The organism is Desulfobaculum sp. SPO524, assembly GCF_044987625.1.
Taxonomy (GTDB): Bacteria; Desulfobacterota; Desulfovibrionia; order Desulfovibrionales; family Desulfovibrionaceae; genus Desulfobaculum.
On record NZ_JBJDSB010000002.1, the window covers coordinates 12,085 to 30,744 of the forward strand.

At 61.9% G+C, this 18,660-nt stretch carries 16 protein-coding genes; 7 read left to right on the top strand and 9 right to left on the bottom strand.

Going from position 1 to position 18,660, the window contains the following annotated elements:
- Entirely contained in the window at positions 1–492 is a 492-nt protein-coding gene (locus ACI3L3_RS05650) for a hypothetical protein (RefSeq protein WP_404844139.1), read from the bottom strand.
- Between the two features lie 148 nt (positions 493–640).
- Between ACI3L3_RS05650 and ACI3L3_RS05655 the strand changes: the two genes are divergently transcribed.
- Positions 641–952, top strand: coding sequence for a hypothetical protein (locus tag ACI3L3_RS05655; RefSeq protein ID WP_404844140.1), 312 nt, complete (start codon positions 641–643; stop codon positions 950–952).
- 379 nt (positions 953–1,331) lie between these two features.
- Entirely contained in the window at positions 1,332–2,012 is a 681-nt protein-coding gene (locus ACI3L3_RS05660) for a hypothetical protein (RefSeq protein ID WP_404844141.1), read from the top strand.
- 215 nt (positions 2,013–2,227) lie between these two features.
- On the opposite strand, the gene ACI3L3_RS05665 is transcribed toward ACI3L3_RS05660, so the two are convergent.
- Positions 2,228–2,767, bottom strand: a complete 540-nt coding sequence (locus tag ACI3L3_RS05665; RefSeq protein ID WP_404844142.1) for a rhodanese-like domain-containing protein — start codon at positions 2,765–2,767, stop codon at positions 2,228–2,230.
- Complete coding sequence (locus ACI3L3_RS05670) at positions 2,767–3,294, bottom strand: MauE/DoxX family redox-associated membrane protein (RefSeq protein WP_404844143.1); 528 nt, start codon at positions 3,292–3,294, stop codon at positions 2,767–2,769. The genes ACI3L3_RS05665 and ACI3L3_RS05670 overlap by 1 nt, the downstream gene beginning before the upstream one ends.
- Positions 3,295–3,803: 509 nt before the next feature.
- Between ACI3L3_RS05670 and ACI3L3_RS05675 the strand changes: the two genes are divergently transcribed.
- Positions 3,804–4,127 (top strand): hypothetical protein, encoded by a 324-nt coding sequence (locus ACI3L3_RS05675; protein WP_404844144.1) that lies wholly within the window; start codon positions 3,804–3,806, stop codon positions 4,125–4,127.
- A 367-nt stretch (positions 4,128–4,494) separates the two neighbouring features.
- Here ACI3L3_RS05675 and ACI3L3_RS05680 read toward each other — a convergent pair whose 3' ends face one another.
- Positions 4,495–5,334 (bottom strand): hypothetical protein, encoded by an 840-nt coding sequence (locus ACI3L3_RS05680; RefSeq protein ID WP_404844145.1) that lies wholly within the window; start codon positions 5,332–5,334, stop codon positions 4,495–4,497.
- A gap of 196 nt (positions 5,335–5,530) precedes the next feature.
- Between ACI3L3_RS05680 and ACI3L3_RS05685 the strand changes: the two genes are divergently transcribed.
- A complete protein-coding gene (locus ACI3L3_RS05685) occupies positions 5,531–5,935 on the top strand; it encodes a bacteriohemerythrin (RefSeq protein ID WP_404844146.1) in 405 nt (134 codons plus the stop codon).
- Positions 5,936–6,028: 93 nt separating this feature from the next.
- Positions 6,029–6,946 (top strand): hypothetical protein, encoded by a 918-nt coding sequence (locus tag ACI3L3_RS05690; protein WP_404844147.1) that lies wholly within the window; start codon positions 6,029–6,031, stop codon positions 6,944–6,946.
- An 11-nt stretch (positions 6,947–6,957) separates the two neighbouring features.
- Here ACI3L3_RS05690 and ACI3L3_RS05695 read toward each other — a convergent pair whose 3' ends face one another.
- The 5 genes from ACI3L3_RS05695 to ACI3L3_RS05715 form a co-directional block, all read right to left on the bottom strand.
- Positions 6,958–7,113 carry a hypothetical protein gene (locus ACI3L3_RS05695; RefSeq protein WP_404844148.1) on the bottom strand — a complete coding sequence of 52 codons (156 nt, stop codon included), beginning with the start codon at positions 7,111–7,113 and terminating at the stop codon, positions 6,958–6,960.
- 266 nt (positions 7,114–7,379) lie between these two features.
- A complete protein-coding gene (locus ACI3L3_RS05700; RefSeq protein WP_404844149.1) occupies positions 7,380–10,535 on the bottom strand; it encodes an EAL domain-containing protein in 3,156 nt (1,051 codons plus the stop codon).
- 50 nt (positions 10,536–10,585) lie between these two features.
- A complete protein-coding gene (locus tag ACI3L3_RS05705) occupies positions 10,586–11,200 on the bottom strand; it encodes a tetratricopeptide repeat protein (RefSeq protein WP_404844150.1) in 615 nt (204 codons plus the stop codon).
- Positions 11,201–11,265: 65 nt separating this feature from the next.
- Entirely contained in the window at positions 11,266–14,313 is a 3,048-nt protein-coding gene (locus ACI3L3_RS05710) for an EAL domain-containing protein (RefSeq protein WP_404844151.1), read from the bottom strand.
- A complete protein-coding gene (locus ACI3L3_RS05715; protein WP_404844152.1) occupies positions 14,310–16,220 on the bottom strand; it encodes a diguanylate cyclase domain-containing protein in 1,911 nt (636 codons plus the stop codon). Before ACI3L3_RS05715 ends, ACI3L3_RS05710 begins: the two co-directional genes overlap by 4 nt.
- A gap of 360 nt (positions 16,221–16,580) precedes the next feature.
- On the opposite strand from ACI3L3_RS05715, the gene ACI3L3_RS05720 reads away from it, so the two are divergent.
- Positions 16,581–16,802, top strand: a complete 222-nt coding sequence (locus tag ACI3L3_RS05720; protein WP_404844153.1) for a hypothetical protein — start codon at positions 16,581–16,583, stop codon at positions 16,800–16,802.
- 121 nt (positions 16,803–16,923) lie between these two features.
- Entirely contained in the window at positions 16,924–18,642 is a 1,719-nt protein-coding gene (locus ACI3L3_RS05725; protein ID WP_404844154.1) for an FAD-dependent oxidoreductase, read from the top strand.
- Positions 18,643–18,660: the final 18 nt, after the last annotated feature.

Here is an 18,660-nt window from a genome sequence, read left to right on the forward strand (position 1 = left end):
CTATTCGTCGGCGAGGCCTCGGGTGCTCCACGGGTGGGTGAATATCCAGTCGCCGCAGAGCAGGTTGCAGGGCGGCGTGATTTCTCCGGTGATGCGGTCTGCCGGGTCGAGGGCGGCGGCGTCCTCCGGGGTGACGGCAACGGCGCGTGCGGCGCAGCCAAGGCCGTAGGGCGGCATAAGATTTGGCAGGTCCGGGTCCGAGGCGTCGATATATTTGCCGCTGAGGGCGGCGCAGAAGTCGCAGGTGTTCGGCGTGTTCTGCACGTCGATGCGCAGGGCGGCGATGTCGCCGGACGGGACGGGGTCCTGCACGCGGGCGATGAGGCTGAGGGCTTCTGCCCTGCGGGCTTCATACCACTGCAAAAAGGTGTCGATGTCGGCGGGGTCGGCCTCATATTCCTCAAACATGCACCAGATGACCTGTCCGCTCAGGCGGCGGAGAAGTGGGTGGCAGTCCACCAGTGCCGGGGGAAAATTCTGTGGATTGGACATGCCGCCCATGTACGGAAAAAGCGGTCTCAATGCAAGGCCAACCGGGCCTTGCGACCGCTGCAAACCGGGGCGCGGCATGCAAAACAAACGCAAGGCGGCCTGAAAAGGGCAGAGCGCTACCGGAGAACGGTGGCAAAGAGGGAGACGGATGGCGCAGGCGTATGCATATTTCGCCAAAAAGCGTTTCGTCACGCGCCTTTTGTGGTATAAAGGAAAATTTTGTACGATTTTGGTTGACTTTTGCGCCCCGCCGCCTGAATATGGAGTCAATGGAAAAAAGTTCTTTGAAAGATCAGCGATCCATTACCGCTTAAGAGGTTTTCTACTTCTTACGACTCCGGTCCGGCAACGCGAGCCGGGAGGGGAATCCACCCACGCGCGGGGAGGTTCCGCCGGAGAGAATAAACAGGAAAAAAGCCCGTTCCCTGCTGGCCTGCGCCGCACAACGGGATTTTTTTGAAACACGCTTTTCGCGGGCGGCACCTGTTAAGCGGCAAGCGCATGCCGGGATGAATGACGCCAACGCGGAAGACCCTTCCGCGAGACGCGGCGCGAGTTTCGCGCCAGTATGGCCAGAATGTTTCGGTTGGCGTGTTAGTGTGCAACACTGAAGCGAACCTCAAACCAGTGTGTTGAGGCCGTGGATTTGGGCAACGACGGAAACCATTCCCTACTCCCCCCGATGACTGTGAGGACAGTCGCCGGGGGGATTTGTTTTTTCTGCGGTGCGTGACGCAGGCCGGGGGCGCTGGTATGCTTGTACAAAGCCGTCCGCCGTTGGAGCCGTGTTGCAACTGAATAGTGAGCTGTGAACCGTGGTGGACGCAGGAGGACGGGCAATGCTTGGGAGCGTCTGGTGGCGAAAGTGGGTGGCACGCCGGAAGGGGGGGCACGCGGTTTTTGCGTGTGATGACGCCCTTGCGCGCGTGGCCGACTGCGTCATGGATGCCTGCGAATACGTTGTGGCCCTTGGCGGCGAGGCCCCGGCCAATGCCCTGCACCTTGCCGCACGCGCGCAGGACCGCGAGTGCCTTGCCTGCGAACATGAGAGCGACCGCTACCACACCGCGCTCAATCTGGGCGCGGCCAGCAAGAACTTCTATCTCTACAACCTGACCCCCGCCGAATTTCTACGGCATATCGACACGGAAAAACCCTACCTGTATTCCCGCGACGCTCTTGTTGTGCTGGATGTCGCCGGTGGCGGGGCGCGGCGCGACGTCCTTGCGGAGATGGAGCACATTTGTGGGCGTTTTGAAGGGGCGTTTGTACTGCTGGTGGGGTGCCGGGTTCCTGGTGGAACGGGGTTTACCGCCACCCGTGTGGATGGCCACGACTTTTCCCTGCGCGACGCGCGGGTGTGGCGGCTGTTGGAGGACGGCACGATTTTTTATCCGCGCTACAGGATAACAGGGCGGCGGCGTGGCGCTGTCCCCGGCTGGGGGCTGGCGACCCTTGGCCGTAATGCGCTCTACACCTTCCCGGACGCCATTATGCGCGACCTGCGGCGCGTTGAGTAGGGCTGCGTGCAGGTGAAAGCCGCTTCGGGCGCGCAGTGGCGCGGAGATGACGGGGCGGGCGCACACCGTGCGGGGCCTCGCCTTGCAGAAAAGGTTTTTTCGTCGTGGGGGGCACCTGGGGATGGACATCCTTGCGGCGCCCAAGCCGGAACAACGCAGCGCGGCGTCCTGCCTAGGCAGGGCGCCGCGCTGTGTTGTGGGGAAAGGGCAGGACGTTATTTGACGGAGTCAACGGGCATGTCCGCGCCCTTCCAAGCAAAGATGCCGCCGGGGTGACGGTAGACATTGGTGTAGCCGAGGCGCTTTGCCCACATCGCGCCGTTGTGGCTGCGCGTGCATTTCACGAAGCCGCAGTACACCACGATGGTGCGGTCCTTGTCGGGGCCGAGCAGGGCTGTGAAGTCGTCCACGGTTTTGCCGCCGGTCTCGGCGGTGTCCCACTCGTCCATTTCCGGGATGGGGAACAGGAACTGCTCCGCGCCGGGGATGTGGTTTTTGGCGTAGCTGGCCTCATAGGGCATGGTGTCGATGACGAGCATGTCCGGGTCGGCCTTCATGCGCTCGGCCAGCTCCTGCGTGGTGATGACGTCGTACCCGCCACGCTGCACTTCACGCACGAGCTTAACCGCGCTCTGCTCGGTTTCCACTTCCTTTTCAAATTTGTTGGTGCCGAAAAAGGCGGAAGCGTTGGCGGACAGGCCAAGGACAAAAACAGCCGTGAGGACGAGGGTGATCAGTGAGCCGTGGTGGCGCATCAGGAGGTTCCCCTTGTTGAAGGTCTGCGGAAAAAGACAAGCGCCGACAACGGGCGCAAAACCGCCCCGTTGGCCCGGCGCCACCAGTACGCGTAGGCGATAAGCCCCATGAACATGACATCGCGCGCAAAGGCCCAGCGCATCCCGCTGAAGAAGGATGGCTCCGTGGGTGCGGTGCTAAAACAGCCGCAGGCGATATCAAGGCCGATGGCGATACCCCGGGCAAGGAAAACGAGAAAGATGGCATTCATGGCGGTGATGACCCCAAGGCTGCCGCGGATGTCCGCAATCAGCCCGATGCCTGCGCCCACTTCCACAAAGGGCAGTACGTGCGCCGTGAGGCCCGACAGGGCAGTGGGCAAAATGCCGTAGCTGTCTATGGAGGCGGCAAAGGCCGGGATGTCCTGCATTTTGGTCAGCCCGGCAAAGACGAAGAGCGCCCCCAAAAGCACGCGCACGCCACAATAGACGACTCGCGCATCACGAATGCGCCGCACCGTGCGTGGCAAAAGTTCCTTTTTTCTCAAAGTGTTGTCCTTGCTTTTCGGGATGGGGCGTAAGCCCTATTGTGATTGTTACGTTGGACGGGACGGCGCGACCAATTGTTTGTTTGTATGCGTTGCTGGCCGGGCTATAGCGAGAAGTAATAGGAACTTGGCAGAAAATTGTCGGCGGGATGTCATTTCCGCTTGACAACGATTTCACTTTGATTGACTGTTCAACCAGTTCAAATATGCACAAAGTCCGACGCTAACGAGTTACGCCCCTGCCTGTCGCCACACTGTGGCACCGCCTTATCGCTGCGCTGGGTCTCCAGAATGCGGCATTAAATCGTAAATTTCTTTACACTTTCGCGTTCATGGGCGGGCAAGGTCTGCAAGCCAGCTGCGGCAGCTTGCATAAAAGGGGAGTACTTGCGCAAGCCGTTTATGCTTGCGCAGCGTCGTCCATACACTGTTCGGAGTAGAGCACCATGACACTTTTGTACGACAGATCAAGAGGCAGGATATGCTGCCGCTGGAAAGAGCCGGCAGTCATGCGCTTTCAGGGCCGGGAGGTCGTTATCGACCGCCAGAAGCGCACGTCCGTGCGTGTGTCCGAGTTGGGCACCATCAATAAACGCGACATGGCCGCCATGCGCCGATATGGCCGCAGCCGTGTGGTTTCCCTGTTCCACAAGGCGCTGCTGCGCTATGGCGTGTTTACCAAGAATTACACCCCGGAGCCGTGCCAGGTTTGCGGCGAAACACAGGGCGTGCGCGCCTGTTTCGACCCGGAAACCCACCGCCTCGCGTGGATGTGCCCCAAGCACGCCACCGCCATGAGCGAAGAGCGCCAGGATACGGCGCAGGCTGTGTAGCGACCTTTCGACGCGACACGCAAAAAAAGCCCCCCGCACTGTGCGGGGGGCTTTTTTTGCGTCTGTAATCCCCGGACTGGGGTGAGCGGCGGGACGTGCAATGCCTTTGGTGAAAGCTCGGAGCGGCGCCTGTGAAAGCCGGGGAAGGGCTGTTGTACCATGCCTCGGCGAATGGCATCCGGTGCGTAAGGGCGAAAGGGCGGTGCATGCCGTACCGCATCCATGAACGCCGTATTGCATGACGGTTTGGGGCAGGGGATTGTCGAAATGGCTGATATGGCTTGTGAAAATCGTGAAGAGGGGGGCGAATGAGGGAGCAAGGCGAGGCCGCCCGCGTCAGCGTCGGGTGCGTGCGGGCGCACTCAGGCTAGTCTACGACTTCGCGGTGGACCTGCTCTGTGGTGCGTATGGATTTATCAAGGTCGATGCCGCTTCGCTCTTCCGTCCCGCGCATGCGGCGCGCGGCGCGGGTTTTGTTGTCGATGTCGCGGTTGAGGATGAGGGCGGCCTTTTGGGCGAGGGCGGCGGCCAGCAGGTTCATGGGCGCGAGCAGAAACAGCACCTCCGGTTCACCCAGCAGCAGCCCGGCCATGCAGCCGGAGCTGACAAGCAGAAGCGCGGAGCCAACGCCGATGGCCCCAATGTAGAGGTGCCCCAGCCCGCCAAGGGCGAGGGACATGACAAAGGCGGCCTGCGCGTTTTTTTTGCGCCGGGTTTTTCGCAGACTGTCCGAGGCCATGCGCGCCAGATAGTCCCGTTTGAGCTGTGCGGCGTCGTCCCGCTTTTCGCTGTCCTTTCCCTGCCTTTCTGCGCCGAGCAGGTTCCCCGGACGCGCCACCTTGTCCCATGATGAACGTCCCGTGACGATGACGCGTCCCGGGTCCACGGGTTGGGGTGCCCAGTCTTTGGGCGTTGCTGGAATGTCGAAGAACAGCGGCTCCGGCGCGGAGGGGCCGGGCGGGGTGTCGCCGCGAGTCTGTGCGGCGCTGTCGTCCTCGGACGCATGCTCCACGTCTGCACGGTGGCGCGTTGCCGGGGACGTGGCAGGCGGCGTAGGCGAGGCGCTGTCCGCGCGCCGCGTGAGGTCTTCGGATGCGCTTTGCGTCAGCCGGGTGAGCGTGCGCAGAAAGTCCTCGCGGTCGATGTCGCCGCGGCTGAGGGCTTCCTCAAGCTGCCGGATGCGTTCGGACAGGGCCGTGTCGGTCACGTGCTGCTCCGAAGTGGTGCGTGCGTGGTAGAAGACTCCATATATTGTTATGCCTGAGAGGCGGGGCAGGAGCAAGATGGCGCAGCGCGTTTGGGGAAGGAGAAGCATGGCCTTGCCCTTGCCTGCGCCAGTGGGTACTCTTCGCGCCAAGGTGCGCCGCGTTCACGGCGCGCGTTTAACCATACGGGGTTACGGAATGAAACGCATTGAATGGACGGAAGACCTGCGCGTGAACATTGGCGAGATTGACGCGCAGCATCAGCGGATTATTACCATGATACAGACGCTGGACGACGCATGGCGCCGGGGGGACCGCTCCGTCCTACTCGATGTGCTGCGCGAGCTGGTGGACTACACGCGGGAGCACTTTGCCGCAGAGGAAAAGTACATGGACCGGTTTCTCTACGACGGGTATGATGCCCATGTGGAGCAGCATATGGAGTGTAGCCTGAAGGCTACCGAATTCTATGGCGAATATCTGAGCGGTAATGAAGACTTGATGAAGGAGGTGCTGGAGTATTTGACCCAGTGGTTCCTGAATCACATCTCCGGCACGGATAAGAAGCTGGGCGCGTATCTGAATGGGCAGGGCGTGCGGTAGGACGCTTTTCACACCTTGCGCGGGGGCCGCGCAGCATTGCAACACCATCACCAAGGACCGGCAGACAGCGTGACAACGCACGACGGAAATAGCATGGAGACAGACACACAGACTCAGGCCCGACAAAGCGCCATAACGCGGGGCCTGACGTATTTTTTTGAGACCGTAGCCCACGGGTTTGACTCCGTGCATGCCTTCTGGGAAGGGGAGGTGACCTCGCGCCGGTTGGCGACGGCCATTGTTGTGGTGTTTTTAGGCTCGCTGGCAGCTATTGAGATGAACCGATGGGGGCTTTTTCCCGCGTCCATCGCCCGCGTGGTGCCGACAAATCATTTTTACGCGGTGAATATGGCCTTTACCCTGCTGCTGCTTCAGGAGGTGATGCAGCTTGTGCTCACTCTGCCCCGCTCCTTTTCGCGGGCTGTGGGCAAGCAGTTTGAGATATTGGCCCTTATCCTGTTGCGTAGCTGCTTTAAGGAACTCGTCAACATCCACGAGCCGTTGGTCTTTCCGCAGGACATGACTCCGCTGCTCCGCATCCTGTCCGACGGCATGGGCGCGCTGGTGGTGTTTGTGCTGCTGACGGTGTTTATCCGGGTAGGGAAGGCGCGCAAGGTGCACCACGACGGGGCGGGACTCTATGCCTTTGTGTTGACCAAAAAAGCGCTGTCACTCTTGCTGCTGGCTCTTTTTGCCGTGCTTGGCGCGTACAACCTGTGGCTTGGCGTATCCGGCGCGGAGATGTTTGACTTCTTTACGGTGTTCTACACCGTGCTTATCTTTAGCGATATTTTCATTGTGCTGGTGGCCCAGCGGCATTTGCCGGGCTTCGTGGCCATGTTCCGCAACTCCGGGCTGGCGCTGAGCACGGTGTTTATCCGCCTCGCGCTGGTTGCGCCGCCATACTACAACGCCGCCATGGGCGTGGCGTCCGCGCTGTTCGCCATTATGATATCGCTGGCGTACAACTACTATATGACTGGGCGGCTCATCGCCAAAAGGCGGCGCTGACGGCACGGGTTTTAGACTTTACGGTCCGTTGACTGGCCGGAAGGAGCACTCCGCTTCCTTTCGGCCTTTTTCATGGCGTCGCGAAAGTCGCTTTTCGCGCGGCGGTGGGCTTGTACCAAGAAGTAGATGGCGCCTCCGGCGGCAAGAAGGGCAAGCAGCCAACTCATGCGTCCTCCGTGTCGGAAGGGGGAAGGGGAGCGTGGGCCTCCCCGCCGTGGGGGTCGTCTTCTCCGCCGGTTTCGTCGTGCGGAGGATTTTCGCAGACGTCATCCTTCCAGCGGTCGATGTCGTCGCGGTACTCCGTAAGGGGCAGGGCGCATCCGCAAGCCTTGCAGACAACCGTGGCGCGTGCTCAGCGTCCCTCAATGGCGGCTGGGCCGCCGCAGATGTGACAGGCAAGGCGAATGTCGTCCATGCAGGCTCCTGTCGCGGGCTATGGCTCGCAGTGTGGGGCTGGTCCCTGCGGAGTAGGCTGGGCGCGGAGCCAGTCGCGGAATGTGGCCTCCGGCAAGGGCTTGGCGTAATAGTAGCCCTGCGCCGTAACGCAGCCGAGGGAGCGCAGGAAGTTTAGCTGCGCCTCATTTTCCACGCCTTCGGCTACCACTGTCAGTTCCATGCTTTTGGCCATGGCCTGAATGGTGCTGGTAATGGCCGCGCTCTTTTTGTCGTTCTCCACGTTGCGGATAAAGGCTTGGTCAATCTTAAGGGTGTCCAGCGTGAATTCCGTCAGGTACGACAGCGACGAATATCCCGTGCCGAAGTCGTCCACGGCGATGGTGACGCCAAGGCGCTTGAGGCTTTTGAGCGTTTCGGAAACGCGCACCACGTCCTGCACCAGCAGGGCTTCGGTGATTTCCAGCTCAATGAAGCGCGGGGCAAGGCTGTGCTCTTTCAGGCAGCGCTCCACCATGGCCACGATGTTACTCTCCAGAAACTGGCGCGGGGAGAGGTTGACGGCGATGCGCAGGTCTTCGTGTCCTGCGGCGTGCAGGCGGCTGCATGCCGCGCAAGCCTCGCGCAGGACCCACTCGCCAACAGGCACGATAAGGTCGCCCTTTTCCAAAATGGGGATGAACCGGACGGGGGAGACAAGCCCCCAGTCGGGGTGGTTCCAGCGGATGAGCGCCTCCGCCCCGGTAACGTGCCCGGAGTCGATGTCCACCTTGGGCTGGTAGTACAGCTCAAATTCGCCGCGCTCGATGGCATGGCGCAGGGCGGTTTCCAGTTGCAGACGCTCCGAGGCGCGCTCCGTCATTTCCGTGGAGAAGAACGCGTAGGTATTGAAGCCGACCTCACGCGCGTGGTGCAGGGCGTTTTCCGCGTTTTTCATGAGTTCTTCGGCGTCGGTGGCGTCGTCCGGGAAAATGGCGATGCCCATGGTGCAGGTGAGGAACGCCTCGCCCCCCGGCAGGGCAAAGGCCGGGGCAATGGCCTGTTGCAGGCGGGGAATAATCTGCGTGAGGGATTCGGAATCCGCAACGCCGGGAATCATCATGGCAAATTCGTCACTGCCAAGGCGCGCGGCGGTCAGCCCGTCGGTAAAGGCCGCCTTGATGCGCTTGCTGGTTTGCTGCAGCACATCGTCGCCACTGGCGATGCCCATGGATTCGTTCACGTTTTTGAAGTTGTCGAGGTCAAAGAGAATGACGCCGACGCCGCTTTGGTTGTTTTGGGCGTGGGAGAGTTCCTGCGCCAGCAGGTTCATGAACAGCGCGCGGTTTGGCAGTTCCGTCAACACGTCGAAGTTGTTCAGGCGGTAGATGCTCTCCGCGCTCTTTTTTTCGCGCGTCAGGTCCGAGAAGGTGCCAATGAAGTTGACCACCTCGCCCGAGGCATCCTTGAGGGTGGTGATGCGCAGCCACGCGGGGAAGAGTTCGCCGTCTTTCTTGCGGTTCCAAATCTCCCCGCTCCATTTGCCGTCAAAGCTGATGCTCTCCCACATTTTGGCGTAGAAGTCGCGGTCGTGGCGGCCACTTTTGAGGGTGTTTGGGCGGTGGCCCAGCACTTCCTTGGGTGTGTAGCCCGTCAGCTCGGTAAAGGTGCGGTTCACCTCCACGATGCGGTTGTCGCTGTCCGTGATGATGATGGAGTCGCTGCTTTGCTCAAAGACCTGCGCGGCAAGGCGGATGCTGTCCTCGCTGCGTTTGCGCTCTGTAATGTCCATGAGCGCGGCGATGTAGCCCCGGTTGGGGTCTGTAAAGTCCAGGTGGCGCAGGGACATGAACACGGAAACATGGGTGCCGTCCTTACGGCGCATTGCGGCGTCGAGGCTGGCGGAGCCGGAGCGGTCCAACGACTGGATAAGATGCGCGCCAACGCGGCGGTATTCCCGGTTGGTGGCGTAAATGTCGTGGGTGTCCATGCCCGCAAGTTCATCTTCGTCATAGCCAAGCAGTCGCCCGAGGGCAGGGCTGGCCCACTCGATGATGCGGCCCTTGCCAAGAAGCAGTCCCGACGGGGACACCGACAGGATGGTCTCCATGGTTTGCCGGTGTTCCTCCAGCTCGGTGGTACGGCGCTCCACGGCGCGCTTGAGGCGGGCGTTGAAGCTAAAGAGGGCAAAAAGCCCACCGCCCGTCAGCAGGATGGCAACGCCAAGGGCCCATAACAGCAGCTTTATGGACGATGGAAGGACGCCATTTGGCTGGAAGAGGAATGCGTCAATGGGCCTCACGGAGTCAATAAAGCCGAGGTCGGCGAAGGTTGTGGCGATGTGCTCCCAGCGCGCGGCGTTCATGGTGCCAACAGGCACAAGCTTGGGCATCATGAGGCTGCGCAGTGCCTCGGCCTCGCGCAGGAGGGTTTGGGTTGTGGTGTGCGGGGCGTAGGTTTGGGTGATGTGCCGGGCGACGTCCTCCGGGTGGCTCATGGCGTAGTCCCAGCCGCGCAGGCTGGCTCGCACAAAGCGCTGGGTGCGGTCGGTGTGGGTGGTGGCCGTGTCCTTGGTGGTATAGAGGCAGTCGCCGTAGAAATCGATGCCGTAGGTCATGGGCGCCAGCTCGGTGACGGGCACGCCCATCTCGCGCAGGGCAAAGGTTTCGTTGGTGGTGTAGCCGGACAGGGCGTCCACCTGCTTGGTGTACAGCGGTGTGACGTCCCACGTGTGGTGGGTGAATTCCGTGTTGCCTGTGGTGACCCCCGCGGATTGGAGCATGGCGCGGATTTCCGCGTCCTGCTCCATGTAGGCCATGATGCGCTTGCCTTTCAGGGCCGAGGGGCTGGAGATGCCGGAGTCTGACCGGACAAGAAGTACGGCCGGGGAATGCTGAAAGATGGCGGCAAGGGCGACAAGGGGAGTGCCGCGCTGGTAGTCCAGCATGGCCTGAGCGTTGTGCACGGCGTAGTCCGCCGATCCATCAAGAAGCGCCGCAAGAGGGTTCTGTCCGGGGACGCCCTCGCGCAGGGTCACGTCGAGCCCTTCGTCCGCGTAGTAGCCTTCCTTCAGTGCGGCGTAGTATCCGGCAAATTGGAATTGATGCAGGTATTTTAGCTGCAGGACAATCTGTTCGGCGTGCGCGGGACGCGCCGGAAGGGAGAGGGCCCACCCCAGAAAGGCTACCAGACAGATGGCAAGAAGGCGGCGTAGCATAATACTTTAGAAATACCCGTAATGCAGAGATGATGGCAAGGGCGCAGACACTATTGGGCGCTTTCCGACAGGAGTTCTTTCTTGCGGATGGCGATGGCGTCCTCCACAGCTTCTGCGGCCTCGCTGAGTTCGTAGTCCTCGCTGGATTCGATAAGCGCGGTCTGGACGTTCAGCTCGCGCATAATGCGGACCTCGCCGGCGTTGAAATAGCCGCGCCACGCGGTGACGGTCTGTTCGCGCTTGCCGAGGCGGGCCAGGGTGAGGCCAAGGTAGAGCGAGGAAAAGTTGTCTTTGCCGAGGTCGCGCAGAACGCGGTCGAACTCCACCTTTGCCTGCACGTACTGCCCGGTGCGGTACAGGCAGTAGCCAAGGCGCTGGCGCGCTTCGCTGTGGTGGGGCAGGCGTTTGATGCACTCCCGGTACTCGGGGATGGCGGCTTCGTAGTCGGATGCGGCGTAGGCTTCCCCCGCCCGCAGAAACGCTGCGCGCCCGTGTTTCACGTCCTGCTGGGGCGTTGTGGTGTTGTCTGCCGGGGTGGTGAATTGCTCGTTTTTGTGCGCTTTTGACGCCTCAAGGCGCTCCTGCGATGTCTCGCGGAGCTTGCGGAATCCGCCGAACAGAAGATCCCGTCGTGACAGGCCTTTTTTTCCTTCAGATGAAGCCACCGTGTCCTCCTTGTCTGTGGTGGCTGAAGAATACCCAATTCACAAAAGGGGTCAACAGATTCCCCCTAGTGCGGCGCTGGAACCACAGGGAATTGCCTTTTTTCGTCAATATAGGCGTCCACGTCGGCCTGCGGCATGGGGCGGGCGTACAGGTAGCCCTGCGCGTAGTCGCAGCCAAACCGCCGCAGAATGGCGGCCTGATAGGGGTGTTCCACGCCCTCGGCGATGACGTCCATATTGAGGATATGGGCCATCTCGATAATGGCGCGGATGATTTCTGCGTTTTGGCCCTCTGGCCCGATGCGCTGCACGAAGGAGCGGTCCACCTTCACCGTGTGCAGGGTGAAGTCCTGCAGGTAGGACAGGGACGAATATCCGGTGCCGAAATCGTCAAGAGACAGGCTGACCCCCAGCCTGCGGAGCATATCCAGTTGGTATTCCGCAGTGTGGGCGTTTTCCATTACGGCGCTTTCCGTAATTTCCAGCTTGATGCTGGACATGCGCGCGCCGGCGGCGGTGGCTGTGGCGCGGATGCGTTCCGACAGGTCCGGCAGGGTGAATTGGTGCGAGGAGAGGTTCACGCTCATAAACAGCGGCGTGTCCGGATAGTGGTGCTGCAAGGTGGCAAGATGGGCGCAGGCCATGTCCAGCACCTGCTGGCCAAGGCCAACGATAAGCCCGGTCTCCTCCGCCGTGTGGATAAAGGCGCTTGGCTCGATGATGCCGTACTGCGGGTGCTGCCAGCGCACAAGGGCCTCAAAGCCCGCCAGCGCGCCGGTGGTGAGCTGGATAATGGGCTGATAGTAGAGGATGAATTCCTCATTATCCACGGCGCGGCGGAGTTCGGCCTCGGTTTCAAGGGCCTGCATCGCCTGCGTGTGCATCTGCTGGGTAAACACGGCCAGCTTGTCCATGCCCGCACTCTTGGCCTGATAGAGGGCGATTTCCGCATCGCGCAGCATAAAGTCGGGGTTTTCGTGCTCTGGCGGGCCAAGGACCAGCCCAATGCCGGCCGAGGGCTGTATCTCGCGCCCGGCAAGGGTCATGGGGCGGCGGATGATGGATTGGATGCGCCGGGCTGTGGCGCGGGCGGATTCCGCATCCACCTTTTCGTGCAGGACGATGGCGAATTCATCCCCGGCAACGCGGCTGATGAAGCAGTCCTGCGGCAATTCCACCTTCAGGCGGTTGGCCATGGCCTTGATGACCATGTTGCCCATGGGGTGGCCGAGGCTGTCGTTGATGACCTTAAACCGGTCAAGGTCCAGATGCAGCAGGGCAAAGGGATGCGGCGCGGCGATGGAGCCTTGCAGATGCTGGATGAGCCGCTCGCGGTTGGGCAGCCCGGTGAGCCTGTCGTAGTAGGCCTGATAGCGCAACTGTTCTTCGGCAATGTAACGCTGGGTGATGTCCGCGTAGATGCAGTAGGAGCCGATGTATTCGCCCTCGAATGTAATGGGCGAGGCCGCGATGGATACGTGCACATCCGCCCCGGTGCGGGTGCGGCGTGTGGTCTCGTGCTGGACGGTTTCGCCCAGCAGGATGGCCTGATTGAGGCCGTCCGCCTGCGACACCTTGTCCGGTGCGACGATGAGCGAATCCAAATGGCGGCCGATGGCATCCTCGCGCGGGTAGCCGAACAGCATCTCAAAGGCGTGGTTCACATCCAGCACGGTGACGCTCCTGTCCACGCGCACAACGGCAAGGGGGGAGTGTTCGAAGAGCTGTTGCAGCAGGGTGCGCTGCTTGCGCATGCCGCGCTCGGCAATTTTGCGCTCCGTGATGTCGCGGACCTGCGCAACGATATAATTCTGCCCCTGCACCGTAAAGGCGCTCAGCCGCGCTTCGATGTCCGCGTTCCTGCCGGAGGGGAGCGCTATTGCGGCCTCCACGGACTGGGGGGTGCCCTGTTCGGCCTTGGCGTAAGCGGCGCGGAAGTCCACACCGCCCGGCACGAATGTGGCCGAGGGCACAATGTCGAAGATATCTTGCCCCGTCACATCATCGGCGCGCACCGAAAGCAGACGCTCCGCCACGGGATTCATGTCCACAATGGTACGCCGCTGGAGGATGAACACCGCCTCGTGAGTGTTTTGGTACAGGATGGAAAAGCGGGCCGTCATTTCGCGGATGGCCGCGGTTTTGCGGCGAAAGCCGATTTGCAGCAGCAGGTTCCACAGCGCAACCGCAATAACAAGGGCGGCGGCGATGGTCAGTTCAAGGCTGTAGCGTTCCAGCAGGAAAGGAAAGGGTCTGTGGTAAGGGACACTGCCCACCCATTTTCGCTGGATGTTCTCCTTTTGTTCCTCGCGGATGGACATGACGCCCTTGCTGAGGATGGAGTGCAGCACCGCGTTCTCCTTGCGCACAGCCAGACACCCATGCTCCCGCGTGAGGGCGGGGCCGGTGGCTTTCACATCCGAAACGCCGGCCTGAAAGATGGCGTAATTGAAGGCGAAGTCATAGGCGGCAACGGCGGCGTAGTGGCCTTTCAAGAGCCCCTGCAACGCGACGTTTGAGTCCGTAAACTCCATAAAGTCGGCCTCGGGATAGGTGCGCCGCAGCAGGGCCGCAAGGGCTGTGCCCTTGGGGATGGCGATGCGGCGGCCATGCAGGTCTGCCGGGGTCTCCACATCCACAACGTGGGCCTGGACGAAAAGGTGGGTTTGATGGTCGCTGACGGGGTCGGTAAAGGCGTAGAACTGGGCGCGGCGCTCCGTTGGCGTCATATCCGGAATGATGTCGATTTCGCCGCTCTGGAGCATGCCGGAGAGTTGGCTCCATTTGGCGGGGATGTATTCGAATGTGACGCCGAGGTTGACGCTGACCAGATTCATAAAGTCCACGCTGAAGCCGCGGGCGTGGCCTTTTTTGTCCTGGTACTGCAGGGGGGTGAAGCTGTCGTCGATGCCGACGCGCATGACGGGGTGGTCCAGAAGGTACTGCCGTTCCTCGGGGGAGAGGTCGACCGTGGATTCTTCGGTGTTGATGAGCAGAATCAGCGTCACCACCGCGACGCAGGCGCAGAGGGTGAGCAGGATGTTGATGATGCCCGTGCGTGACCGGGCGGAACGCGAGGCTGGTCCGTCGTCGTTTGGGGGAGTGGTGCTCATTGCTCGTTCTCGTCAGAGGTGTTGCTGGACTGGGTCTTTGCGGCTTCCTTGGTGCTGTACATGGCGGCGTCTGCGCTTTTGAGCAGGTCTTCCGTGGTGGCGCCATCGTCGGGATAGAGGGCCTGCCCGATGCTGGCGCTGGTGGTGACGGTGGTGTGCGTGAGGTCAAACGGGGCGGCGAGCACGTCGCGGATGTCGCTGGCGACGGACTCGGCCTGCTCGCGGGACGTGGTGTCCGGCAGCAGGATGGCGAATTCGTCCCCGCCCAGCCGGGCCAGCAGGTCGGATTGACGCAGGCGCGAGGTCATGCGGCGCACGGCCTCCACCAGCACAGTATCCCCGGCCAGATGGCCGTGGGTGTCGTTAATGAGCTTGAAGTCGTCAAGGTCCACGTACAGCAGGGCAAGGCCGGAGCGACGCCTGCGGGCGTGGGCTATCATGTGGGCAAAGGTTTCGTGAAAGCTGTAGCGGTTGGCAATGCCCGTCAGTTCATCATGCATGGCGCGCTGGGCAAGGGCCTGCTCGCAGCGTTTGCGCTCGGAAATATCACGCAGGATACCGTCCAGTGATATGATGCGTCCGTCATCGTCCTTGGTGGCGCGGATGCTCATCGCCAGCCACACGTCCGACCCGTCGGCCCGTACGCCCGTGAAGTCGAACTCCTCGGCGGAGCCGCGCGCCACAAGCTGGGAAAAGAGCCGGGCGCTGTCTTCGTCGGGCGAGGCCATGATGGCGTTGATGGTTCCGGCGTGGTCCAGCACCTCCTGCGGGGAGGAATAGCCCATGATGCTGGCAAAGGACGCGTTGGCCCGCGTCAGGCGGCCTGCGCCGTCGGTCTGGAAGATGCCGTCCACGGCGTGCTGGAAGATGTTGCGGTACACATCACCCGCCGCGCGCAGTTCGGCCAGCGCCTGCCGCAGTTCGGCGGTGCGCTCGCTTACGCGGTCCTCCAGTTCCACATAGGCGCGCTGGAGGGCGTCGCGGCTGTCGCTGAGGGCGGCTTCGGCGGCGTGGCGCTCATGCAGGATGGCATAGATGATGAGCGTTGCGCCTGAGCCGCCGGCCATGAACAGTTGGACAACATGCAGGGCGTGGGGCTGGGGCAGGTGTGCAAAGGGGCCAAGCCCCACCATGGTCATGGCCACGCAGTAGGTGCCCACAGCCGCGAGAATGAGCGTGAGCGACCGGATATCCAGGCGGAAGGCGCTCCAGATGAAAAAGGGAAACAGCGCAAAGCCGAGGGGATACTGGTGGTAGGAGCCGCCAAGGCGTGTGCCGAAAATGGCCCATGCCAGACCGGCAATGAGCAGGCACAGGGCGAGGCTTTCGCTCTTGAGGATTCGAAGGGCCGGGCGCGGGCGGACCGTGGTCCACGCCATGACAAGGGGCATAATGAGCACAATGCCCGCAAAGTCGGCGAGGAACCAGCCCCATAGCATGTGCCCGAGGTTGGGCAGCGGCGGGCGCGTGGCAAGGGTGGCCCCCACCCAGCCCGCACAGATGCTGAGCACACTGGCGGCGGTGGGGCCAAAGATGGCAAAGCGCGCCATGGTTGTGGATGTGGTGTGGAATGTATCACGCGGCACGGTGCGCTGCAGGATGAGTGCGGACAGGGCAAGGGCCAGCATGTTGCCGGTGGACCAGATGACGGCGGTTTCCCATGGCTGGCCGGTGGACAGTGCGATGAAAAAGTCCGGAATGAGTATGGCGGGGAAGGCCCGTAGACCACACAGATACAGCGCCGTCAGCCCCACGCCGGCGGCGGGCCAGATGTGGGCCACGCCATCGGTGGCGGTAAAACAGACGGCAAACAGGCCCCCCAGGTAGTAGGCGACCGCAAAAACGGGAATCCACAACGGGTGGATGCGGGAGGGATATGAAAAGGCGGCGCTGGCTGGGGCCATCATAGGTGCAGGTCCATAGGGTTTCTCGAAAGGCAAAAAGGCGTCGTGCCGGGAAGTCTTTTGGGAGAAGCGCAACTGTTGCGATTCGTCACAAAAGGGGACGGACAGACGCCATGTGGTGCATCACTCGTGCGTAAAATCAAGGAAGCGACGCAGGGCGGGCGCGTGGAATTGCTTGTGCTCCGTGGCAAAACGCGCCGCAAACGTCCCACGCATTATCTCTCATAAGGCTTACTTGACACAGCCCGTTTTGGCAAACGCCCATACACGGGCCCGGCGGTGGGGTTGAGAACACGAAGGGAGCGGTGTATGACAGGCCGGACCGCAAGCACGCGGTGCGCCAACCGAAAAAACGAGGGGTATATGATGGAATATGTCATCCCGGCCGTCTTGGTCCTTTTGGGGCTGGTGAACCTGAACCTGATCCGCGTCGGTTTGGACGTTGGGGAAGTGCAATCGCGCTTTTTCCGTCTGCGGCGGGACGAGTCCAAGATGGGCTTTTGGTGCGCGATAATCTTTCAGGTTTTTATCAGCGCCCTGTGCTTTGCCGTGGCCCTCGTGCGGGTGATGCACCCCGAGCTGTAGCGCCACGCGCCGCCGTGCCGCACGCGCCGCAGGGCGCGCCATGGCCCGCGCGGGTGTTTTCAACACCGAATCTGCGCCGGGGCGCTCCATCGCACCCCGGCCTGTCGCAAAGGAGAGAATCATGGCCAGAAAAATCGTCATCATCGGAGGCGTGGCTCTTGGTCCCAAGGCCGCCTGCCGTGCCAGACGCCTCGACCCGGAAGCTGAAATTACGCTCATCGACAAGGATACCATCATCTCCTACGGCGGATGCGGCATCCCCTACTACGTCAGCGGCGATATCGCCAATGCCGACGAACTCTTCTCCACCGTCTTCCATGCCGTGCGCGACCCTGAATTTTTCGACATCTACAAGCGGGTGGATGTGAAAACCGCCACCGAGGCGCTGGACATCGACCGCAAGGCCAAGGCCGTGCACGTGCGCGACCTGACCTCCGGCGAGGAATACGACATCCCGTATGACACGCTGGTGCTGGCCACCGGTTCCACGCCCTTTGTCCCGCCCGTTGAGGGCAAGGACCTGCCCGGCGTGGTGAGCATCGCCAACATGCACAAGGCCATCTTCCTCAAGGACCGCATCGCCAGCGGCTCCATCGACTCCGCCGTTGTGGTGGGCGGTGGCGCCATCGGTCTTGAAATGGCCGAGGCCCTCACCGCCCTGTGGGGCGTGAAGACCACCCTTGTGGAGATGTGCGACCACGTGCTGCCGCAGGCTATGGGTCCGGACCTTGCCGGTCTGCTGACCAACCACATGGTGGAAAATGACGTGGACGTGCAGTGCAATACCTGCGTGAAGCGCATCATTGGCGACGAAAATGGCGTCACCGCCGTGGAAACGGACAAGGGCACCGTGGAGTGCCAGCTCGTCATCTTTGGCGCGGGCGCGCGGCCCAACACCGCCCTTGCCCAGCGCGCCGGTCTGTCCGTTGGGCCGTTTGGCGGCCTGCTTGTGGACGGACGCATGCGGACCTCCGACTCCAACATCTACGCCGGTGGCGACTGCGTGGAAGTGCGCAACCAGATTACCGGTGCCAGCATGCATCTGCCCCTTGGTTCGCTGGCCAACCGTCAGGGCCGTGTTATCGGCACCAACATCGCCGGTGGCAACGAGCGCTTTGACGGCGCGGTGGGCACCTTTTGCCTTAAGGCCTTTGACATTGGCGTGGCCACTGCCGGCCTGACCATGGCGCAGGCCCGCGCCGCAGGGTTCGACCCTGTGGAAGGGCTGGCCGTGCAGGCCGACCGCGCGCATTTTTATCCCGGTCACAAGTGGATGTACATGAAGCTCATAGCGGACCGCAAAACCCGCCACGTTCTGGGCATTGAGGCCCTTGGCGAAGCGGGCGACGCTGTGAAGGCGCGTGTGGACGCTGTTGCGGCCCTGTTGCCCCACCGCCCGGACCTTGACGATATCTCCAATCTGGAAGTGGGCTACGCTCCGCCGTATGCCTCGGCCATGGACATCGTCAACGCCGCGGCCAACTCCCTGAAGAATATCCTCGACGGCTTTAGTCATCCCATTGAGCCAAGGGAGTTTTTGGAAAGCATTCTGCCCGACGAAAGCAAGCTCGTCCTCGACGTGCGCTCGGCCAAGCAGGGCGCGCCCATGCAGGAAAAGTACGGCAAGCGCTGGCTGAATATCCCGCAGGATGAGCTGCCCGCCCGCTACGACGAACTGCCCCGCGACAAGGAGCTGTACGTCATCTGCAACACGGGTCTGCGCTCCTACGAGAGTCAGGTCCTGCTGCGGGCCAAGGGCTTTACCAACCTGAAAAATATTCAGGGCGGTTTCCTCTTCGCCCGGATGCTCGACCCGACCATCGTGCCTGAAAACGCCTAGCGCGGCGTTCTGCGCAAG